Raw genomic sequence first — 8,203 nt, forward strand, 5'->3', positions numbered from 1 at the left:
AAAAAAGATGATTAATAAAAAAGGAGATATTAATATCTCCTTTTTTATATTATATAGAATATTTATTTTTCTGCTTTTTTTACTGCATTAAATATATTGCTATAAAATTTGTTGTTATATTTAGATGCTATATGTAACCCATCTCCACTATGATTTAGTAAGTAGCCATCATTATCTATAAATCCTGACGTAGTGTTTATAAATACAGCATTGTCTACTTTTTTGCAGTGAGACTCTATAACACTATTTAGGCCTGATATCTTTTGATTAAATGAATAAGGATTTGCACTTTTAAACGCTCTTCCCACTGGGAAAATCTTTTGCACATAAATAGTCTTATCTGGATATCTTTCAGATAATTTATTAATTAAAATCTTAACATCAGTTCTATTTGACTCATATCCTGCACCATTTACTCCTATTAATAAAACAACTCCATCTACCTTTGAGTTTTTAGGCATACTTGATACTTTATCTATCCAATATCCTGGCATACTTCCACTCTTAGCATGTATATATACATTTTTATTTTTAGATGCTATAGTATCTTTCATAAGATATGTGAATGAATCTCCTACAAACAAGAAATTATTTAAATCTGTTCTTTCTTTATTAAGATCTATATAAGAAGTTTCAACATATCCATAATCACCATTATATTTAATTCTATACCATCCATTACTTTCTATTTTTGTAATATCTACTTTATTTCCTTTTGATAAAGTTCCTATTTTAGTAGATTCTAGAGAGGATTTTTTCATAACATCTACTGATGATATATTTATAGTACCAGTTTTTATAATTACCTCTTCAGAGTTTGAATTTGATGAATTAATTGCTTTAACATTTTTTACATATTTTCCAATAATATACCCATATGTATTCTTATATTTGATTTTATACCAACCATTTGAAAGCTTAACAATTATTTGTAATTTACTTCCTTTTTTTAATGACCCTATTTTAGAATAGGATGTTGATCCACCCTTTCTTACATTCAAACCACCAGTTGTAGTACCCGTATATTTAACTTTTGTAGCTTTTGATGTTGTGCTTGAGCTTGATGAGTTAGTTGATGTGATTTTTATATATTTTGCACTAACATATCCGTAAGTCTTCTTATACTTGATTCTATACCATCCACTAGAAGTTTTACCTTCTACTTGAACCTTATCACCTTTAGATAAAGAACCTATCTTCGAATATTTAGTTCCAGCTCCTTTTCTAATATTTAAAGACTTCGTATTTACTACTCCCTTTTGTGTAGTTTTTGAACTTTTTTCAACTTGACTAGTGATTACTGTATCCTTTTTATTTAAGGCTTGTACTTCTAGTGGTAAAAAATTAGCACTCAAAATTAGTGCAATTGCTAGTAATTTAGCCGTAACACCATTTACTTTATTCTTTATCATATTCCCTCCATATTACCTCCAATTTGATTTGTACAATGTTAAAAATATTATCGTTCTTATAAGATTTTATAATATTTCATCTCTGTATTCTACAATATATTGAATAATTTTAACTTTTTTACATATAATATATATTCTCATTCCAATAAATCCATATAAATTATAAGACCATGATTTGGCAATTTTACCAAATCACGGTCTTATAATTTATTTTAATCTTTTATTTAACACTCTATAACTTATTTGTAGCAAAATGCTTACTATAAGTACTATTGCTAAAATCAATATCCCTATGTGGAAAAATATATCCTGTGGCAACATATTAATCACTGGATCTATTCTAGGATCAAATATCCAATAATCATTAGAAAATACTGCCTCATGGAATTTTATAAAGAAATAATTAAAATTAATAACAAGTGGTATTGTTGCAATTATTGGCAATAATATTGTAATTATTGATGTAGCATTTAAAAAATTTATATTTTTATTTTTAATACTTAAAATTACTCCCAATAAAGAAATTATTCCACTTATGTAAAACACACTTTTAATAACTTGAAATATATTTCTTACTTCTTCAAAATGAATTTTTCCTTCTTCAGAATATTTAATTGTAGGCAAGTTAAATTCCCCAACATTTGCATTTAAATTATAGTCAATTAAGTAATCGTAGTTTAGTTTAATTTCCTCTTCACTAAATCCACTCATAGCACTTATGTTTAATTTTTTCACATCATAATAATATAAACTTTTACACTTTAAAGCTAATATTACTGAACCACTGATTATAAAAATAGCCAATGAAAATGAAATCAAGATATTTAATAATCTTTTCATTTATAATCCCCTTAAAATAAATTTTTTATTTCCCTTTATATTTTTTAAGCAACGATATATAAATATACCGTTGCTCATATTCTAAAAATTAAATTTATACTATTTTAGTAGTGAAATCTTCTATATTCCATACATCATCTACTATGTCACTGTAAAATTCAGGTTCATGACAAACTAATAAAACAGTTCCTTTGAACTCTTTTATAGCTTTCTTTAGCTCATCCTTAGCCTCCACATCTAGGTGGTTAGTAGGCTCATCAAGTACTAAGAAGTTTATATCTTTAAGCATTAATTTACAAAGTCTAACCTTAGCAGCTTCTCCTCCGCTAAGAACTCTAACTTGAGAAGTTATGTGCTCATTTGAAAGGCCACATTTAGCTAAAGCTTGTCTTACTTCATAGTTTGTTAATACTGGATATTCATTCCATACATCATCTAAAGCAGTGTTGTAATTATCCTTTGAAGACTCTTGCTCGAAATATCCTACTTCTAAATAATCTCCTAATTGTACTGATCCATCAAATGGTTTTTGTATTCCAAGTAATGTTCTCAGTAATGTAGACTTACCTATACCATTCATACCTTTAAGAGCTATTTTTTGCCCTCTTTCTAGTTGAAAGTTTAATGGTTTAGTTAAAGGATCATTGTAACCTAATACTAAGTTATCTGTTTGGAATATAAATCTAGAAGCCGCTCTAGCATTTCTAAAATCAAATGTTGGTTTTATTTTTTCCTTTGGTCTTTCTAAAATTTCCATCTTATCAAGTATTTTTTGTCTAGAGTTTGCCATACCACGTGTGGCAACTCTTGCTTTATTTCTTTGTACGAAATCTTCAAGCTTTCTTCTTTCTTCAACTTGCTTTTCATAAGCACTTTCTTCCTGTCTTTTCTTAATTTCATTAAGTCTTACAAACTCATCGTAGTTGCCTTTGTATCTAGTAAGCTCTGCATTTTCTATATGATAAATTACATTACAAGTATCATTTATAAATGGAACATCATGTGATACTAAGATAAAGCTGTTTTCGTATTCTTGAAGATATCTAGTAAGCCATACTATATGTTCCTCATCTAAATGGTTAGTAGGCTCGTCAAGGATAAGTATTGTTGGACTTTCTAAAAGTAATTTAGTTAAGAGTACTTTTGTTCTTTGTCCTCCACTTAAATCATCAACATCTCTATCTAATCCAACTTCTCCAAGACCTAGTCCGTTAGCTACTTCTTGGATTTTTGCATCTATTGTATAAAATCCACTATTTTCTAATATTGTTTGGATTTCAGCCGTTTCTTCAAGAAGTTTAGTCATCTCCTCATCACTTGCTTCACCCATTTTGTCATACATAGCAAGCATTTCTTGCTCTAGTTCAAACATATGCTTAAAAGCACCTCTAAGAATATCTTTTATTGTATTTCCTTTTTCAAGAACTGAATGCTGATCTAAATAACCAACAGTCGCTCTTGAAGACCATTTTATATTTCCTGCGTCTGGCATAAGTTTTTTTGTTATTATATTTAAAAAACTAGATTTACCTTCACCATTTGCACCAACTAGTGCTATATGTTCACCTTTTTTAAGTCTAAAAGATACATTTTCTAGTATAACTCTAGCCCCGAATCCATGACTGACATTTTCTACTACAAGCATTTTCACACCTCTTCATAAATTTTTTGTCTATAATATCTATACTATTATATTTCATTTTTATAAAAATGTATATTTATTATTTTTACCTTTTTTCAATAAGCAAAATATGATTATATAAAGAAAAAGAGTCATCTTAAAATTTTAAGTTGGCTCTTTTATTAATTAGTTATATTTATCCTTTTTCCTTATCATTTCTAAGTCATCATAAAACATTAGCATACATCCCGCTGTACTTCTCTGAGCAAGATTGAGGGCATTAAATGCTACAAGGTAGAATTTTGTTTTATCATCATTTATGCCTTTGTACATATAATCAAAATTTAAAGCACTTCTAGAGTTAAAATCTATATAGTCACTCACACTATTATAAACTAAAGGTCCTTCCTTTGTTTTGAATCGTTTTACTTTTCTATAATTTAATTTCACATAAGTTTCAAATTGTTTATGACTATCTAACAATTTTCTTTTAGCATGTTGAGGTATTGTCACATCTTGTATTACGTGACACATTGCACCAAAATAAGCCATTCCATTTTCATAATCATTTTTACTGATAAAGTGTAGTGCATTTTTATAGTAAGTATTTGCTAAAGTCATAGCATTTGTTGTATGACCATACATGCCCTTTTTATCTTCAGGATTATAAAAATGAAAATATGATTTGAAATCTTGGTCAGCCCATACTAATCCTTTATTTATATAGGGTTCAAAATTTTTATAAAACTGTGCTTGTTTATCATACCTGTCTTCTCTTAGTACATCTAATGCGCTGTTTTGAATAAATAAATGTACTTCACAGTTTGTATTTATAATTTTCTTTTTAATAGGATTTATTACTCTAAAGGTTTGAGATATTAGTCTACCACAAACTTTTTCTACACGATTATTCATTTATATCACCACTTTAATTAGTCTGAAAATACTCTTCTACTCCGTCAGCAATACTTTGCATCATTTTTCTTTGATATTCTTTATTAGACATCATCTCATCTTCATTATAATTACTCATAAATCCCATTTCTACCAATACTACTGGTACTTTGGACCAATTGAATCCTGTTAAGTCATCTCTTTCAAAGATTCCATTAACTTTAAATCCGCCATTGTCCATTTTACTTTTTATTAAATTAGCACATTCATAACTAGCTTCAAAGATTGATGATGTATATTTACCTTTTTGCGATGGAATTAAAATGGATGCACCTGTTATTGATGTATCGTCAGAACCATCCGCGTGGATTCTAATCACCATATTTGCATTCTTATTATTAGCAAATGTAGCTCTTTCTAAATTACTTATATTTACATCATGACTTTCTCTAGTCATAATAACTTCAAAACCTTTACTTATTAATATATGTTTTAAAACTTCAGATGCTTCTAAATTCAAAATATATTCTGGTTTTTTTGTACTTATACCGACTGTACCAGAAGAAACTCTAGCTTTTTGGTATGGTGATCCAGGTCCTACAGGTTCACTTTTCCAATCTCCCTTGGCTTGGTGACCTGGATCTATACAAATTAAATATTTTTCAGCTTTCTCTTTCTCCTTTGTATCTTCCTTTTTAGTTGAATTTTTACTTTTGTCATCTATTTTTAACCCCGTTATTATAGATGCACTGTTTTTATATAAGTTTTTCATTGGGTCAGAGTTGCCAATAAAGATTATCCCTAAAATCATTATAATAATAAGTGATACTTTATAAAGTTTCATAAGCCTTCCTTTCTTTTTCTATAATATTTTAATATAAATTATTATTTCCTACTTTTGATTGGCTTATTTATCTTCATAGTTTTTTATTTTCTATGTTTAACATATATATTTATATATCTAGTTTTGGAGGTGATTATAAATCTCTATTCAGAGATTAAATAAATGAGTGAAACAAAAAATAATCCAAATAGAAAAAAGAAGTCTAAAAAAAGAAGTAACTGCCAAAAAGAAAACATTAACAATAACTCCAAAGCTCAAAAAAGTTCTGCTTATAGTAATACTCAATCAAGTCAATCTAGCAGTAGTAAAAATACACACTCTAAACTTTGTTGTTTTAGCTCAGTCGACTATATTGTTCTAGCTTCAACTCTAGCTATTGCTTTGGGTGAAGAATTATCTTCAACAGATTTAGGAATATTATCTACCTTTTTTGCTGTTTTGTCTGATGAATTAGCATTAATACAAAGTGTAAACAATTGCAATAATAATACTAATAATCCAGTCTTTACTCCTCCTGTCGCTGATGTTGCAGTAACTTCCTCAAAAAATGACGGTAATAATGGTAAAAAAATCATAAAAAAAAAGAAATAAAAACATATCTTACAATAAAATTACATGTTTTTATTTCTTTTATTTTTTTGTCGTTTAAATTTAGCCATTTTAAATTATCCCTTGTTTTTTTTTGAAATCTTCGCCCTTGTTGAAACTCATTTCCAAGGATTAAAACTCCTATACTGAGCAAGATAATATTAAAGCACCAACATGAACTCATGACAGAAAGAAGGTGTTTTATATTTTAAATAAAATTTTTAAAGATGAAATTGCTTCATCAAAAATAAAAAATAGAATAAATGGTTTAGTTTTAATATTTTTTTATGTTTTTCTATATTTTTTCTCAAATAATTTTATTTATTCACAATCTTTAGAAAAAAATGATTGTGAATACTTAATACCTATGGGAAATATATTACAAATTGATGCAGAATTAAAAAATATCATTGTTAGAAATGAAATTGATAATTGTCCATTAAAAATAGGTGATTCTATTTTAAAGGTAGAAAATAATGATATTACTTCTTATGAAGATTTTAGTTATGCTATTTCTTCATTAAATAGAGATGATGATGCTTCAGTCTTAATAAGAAGAGAAAATTCAGTTTTTTGTTTAAAATGTGATAAAAATGCCTTAGAAAAAATTAATTTTAATAACTTCATATCAGGTTTTGCTACTTTAACTTATATTAATCCTAATACAAATGAATTTGGTGCTGTAGCTCACTCTATTAATATAGGAACTACAAGAAAAATTCCTATAAAAAAAGGTTGTATTTCATTAACAAACAATTTAAATATTAAGAAATCTTGTAAAGGTAATGTAGGATGTATAAATGCCACAAAAAACAATGTAATTGGTGAATTTGATGATAATACTACTTTTGGCATTAAAGGTGTAATTAATAATATGGATTTATCTAATTACAAAAAGTATAAAGTGGCAGAAGTAGATGAAGTTAAATTAGGAAAAGCTCAAATTATCTTACAAAACAAAAGCAACGTATGTAAAAAATATAATGTTGAAATAATTAATATTGAGAAACAAAGAAAGCCTGACTCAAAAGGAATTAAAATTAAAATTACCGACCCTCAGCTTTTAAAAGAAACTGGTGGTATTGTACAAGGAATGAGTGGAACTCCAATAGTACAAGGTAACAAAATAGTTGGTGCTGTATCTCATGCTTTAGAAAATAATCCTACTGTAGGATATGGTGTTTATATTAAATGGATGTTAGAAGAACCTCAATAAAAAAAGAACTGCTTTTTGTACTAAGACCTAAAAGTTGGACTTAACACTGGTATGATAATTTTCATCCCAGTGTTATTTATTTAATTGTACAAAGTTGAATTATGTTTAATTCTATAAGTAACAGGACTATTCCAATTTAATTTTTCCTTAATTCAATCATTATTATAATAGTTGAAAAATTTTCCATAGGAGAATTATCAAGACAAGTACTTTTTCTAGACATACTTTGAAAAATTTTATTTACTTGAAGAAGTTCTGTATATCTATTCATTTGATATGCCCATCCTTGATCAGAATGAAATGTTCTTCTATAAGGGCAATCTTTTGTAATATTAATAGCTTTAAGTAGTGCATCTTCAATAGGTTCAAAAGTTGGTTTTAGTGATAAATTAAATGATAAAATTATTTTTTCTTTCTAAAACATCTTCGCCGAAGGTAGTATATAAGTTAACCCACCTTCTAACTTGAGATTCATTTGGGATATTATATTTAGCTGCTACATGTTTATATCCGCCTTCTCCATTTAAATAAGATTTTACTACTTGTAGTTTAAAACTATAATTATATTTTGTCATGCAAAACACACCAATCATTAGATTTTGGGTCCAACAATTGGGGTGCAGTACATTTAGTAGTTCTTTTTTATTTCTCAAATTTTTTTTTCATATATTTTTAAATCTTTAATAAATAGTTAATACTAAGAATATAAACTAAAATAATAAATAAATATTTTTTAATTATTTTGTGGAATATAATCATTAACATAATTTAATATTTTACTTAAAAAT

Annotated in this window: 8 protein-coding genes and 1 pseudogene; 2 read left to right on the plus strand and 7 right to left on the minus strand. The window is 27.1% G+C overall.

Annotated elements, in window-relative coordinates:
* Positions 1 to 62 precede the first annotated feature (62 nt).
* The 5 genes from NSA58_RS11950 to NSA58_RS11970 all read right to left on the minus strand — a co-directional run bounded on the left by NSA58_RS11950 (position 63) and on the right by NSA58_RS11970 (position 5,611).
* Positions 63 to 1,412 carry an SH3 domain-containing protein gene (locus NSA58_RS11950; protein ID WP_074429478.1) on the minus strand — a complete coding sequence of 450 codons (1,350 nt, stop codon included), beginning with the start codon at positions 1,410 to 1,412 and terminating at the stop codon, positions 63 to 65.
* Between the two features lie 207 nt (positions 1,413 to 1,619).
* Positions 1,620 to 2,252 carry a TIGR01906 family membrane protein gene (locus NSA58_RS11955; protein ID WP_039679431.1) on the minus strand — a complete coding sequence of 211 codons (633 nt, stop codon included), beginning with the start codon at positions 2,250 to 2,252 and terminating at the stop codon, positions 1,620 to 1,622.
* A 94-nt stretch (positions 2,253 to 2,346) separates the two neighbouring features.
* Positions 2,347 to 3,903, minus strand: coding sequence for an ABC-F family ATP-binding cassette domain-containing protein (locus tag NSA58_RS11960; protein ID WP_320649534.1), 1,557 nt, complete (start codon positions 3,901 to 3,903; stop codon positions 2,347 to 2,349).
* A 156-nt stretch (positions 3,904 to 4,059) separates the two neighbouring features.
* Entirely contained in the window at positions 4,060 to 4,788 is a 729-nt protein-coding gene (locus tag NSA58_RS11965) for a zinc dependent phospholipase C family protein (RefSeq protein WP_074079440.1), read from the minus strand.
* Between the two features lie 13 nt (positions 4,789 to 4,801).
* Entirely contained in the window at positions 4,802 to 5,611 is an 810-nt protein-coding gene (locus NSA58_RS11970; protein WP_039679428.1) for an N-acetylmuramoyl-L-alanine amidase, read from the minus strand.
* A gap of 162 nt (positions 5,612 to 5,773) precedes the next feature.
* On the opposite strand from NSA58_RS11970, the gene NSA58_RS11975 reads away from it, so the two are divergent.
* Both NSA58_RS11975 and NSA58_RS11980 read left to right on the plus strand, forming a co-directional pair.
* Positions 5,774 to 6,202, plus strand: a complete 429-nt coding sequence (locus tag NSA58_RS11975) for a hypothetical protein (protein WP_039679427.1) — start codon at positions 5,774 to 5,776, stop codon at positions 6,200 to 6,202.
* Between the two features lie 193 nt (positions 6,203 to 6,395).
* Positions 6,396 to 7,415: a SpoIVB peptidase S55 domain-containing protein gene (locus NSA58_RS11980; protein ID WP_039679426.1), complete on the plus strand. Its 1,020-nt coding sequence runs from the start codon at positions 6,396 to 6,398 to the stop codon at positions 7,413 to 7,415.
* A gap of 155 nt (positions 7,416 to 7,570) precedes the next feature.
* On the opposite strand, the pseudogene NSA58_RS11985 reads toward NSA58_RS11980, so the two are convergent.
* Both NSA58_RS11985 and NSA58_RS11990 read right to left on the minus strand, forming a co-directional pair.
* Positions 7,571 to 7,818 (minus strand): annotated as a pseudogene (locus tag NSA58_RS11985) (DDE-type integrase/transposase/recombinase); the annotation flags it as partial.
* Positions 7,805 to 8,008 carry a helix-turn-helix domain-containing protein gene (locus NSA58_RS11990; RefSeq protein ID WP_330652565.1) on the minus strand — a complete coding sequence of 68 codons (204 nt, stop codon included), beginning with the start codon at positions 8,006 to 8,008 and terminating at the stop codon, positions 7,805 to 7,807. The gene NSA58_RS11990 and the pseudogene NSA58_RS11985, both read right to left, overlap by 14 nt.
* Positions 8,009 to 8,203: the final 195 nt, after the last annotated feature.

It is taken from the genome of Terrisporobacter muris, assembly GCF_024621905.1.
GTDB lineage: Bacteria > Bacillota > Clostridia > Peptostreptococcales > Peptostreptococcaceae > Terrisporobacter > Terrisporobacter muris.

Bases quoted from the DNA above. Each gene is read 5' to 3' on its own strand.
- NSA58_RS11950 (WP_074429478.1), bottom strand. From the start codon at position 1,412: ATGATAAAGAATAAAGTAAATGGTGTTACGGCTAAATTACTAGCAATT.
- NSA58_RS11955 (WP_039679431.1), bottom strand. From the start codon at position 2,252: ATGAAAAGATTATTAAATATCTTGATTTCATTTTCATTGGCTATTTTT.
- NSA58_RS11965 (WP_074079440.1), bottom strand. From the start codon at position 4,788: ATGAATAATCGTGTAGAAAAAGTTTGTGGTAGACTAATATCTCAAACC.
- NSA58_RS11970 (WP_039679428.1), bottom strand. From the start codon at position 5,611: ATGAAACTTTATAAAGTATCACTTATTATTATAATGATTTTAGGGATA.
- NSA58_RS11975 (WP_039679427.1), top strand. From the start codon at position 5,774: ATGAGTGAAACAAAAAATAATCCAAATAGAAAAAAGAAGTCTAAAAAA.
- NSA58_RS11990 (WP_330652565.1), bottom strand. From the start codon at position 8,008: ATGATTGGTGTGTTTTGCATGACAAAATATAATTATAGTTTTAAACTA.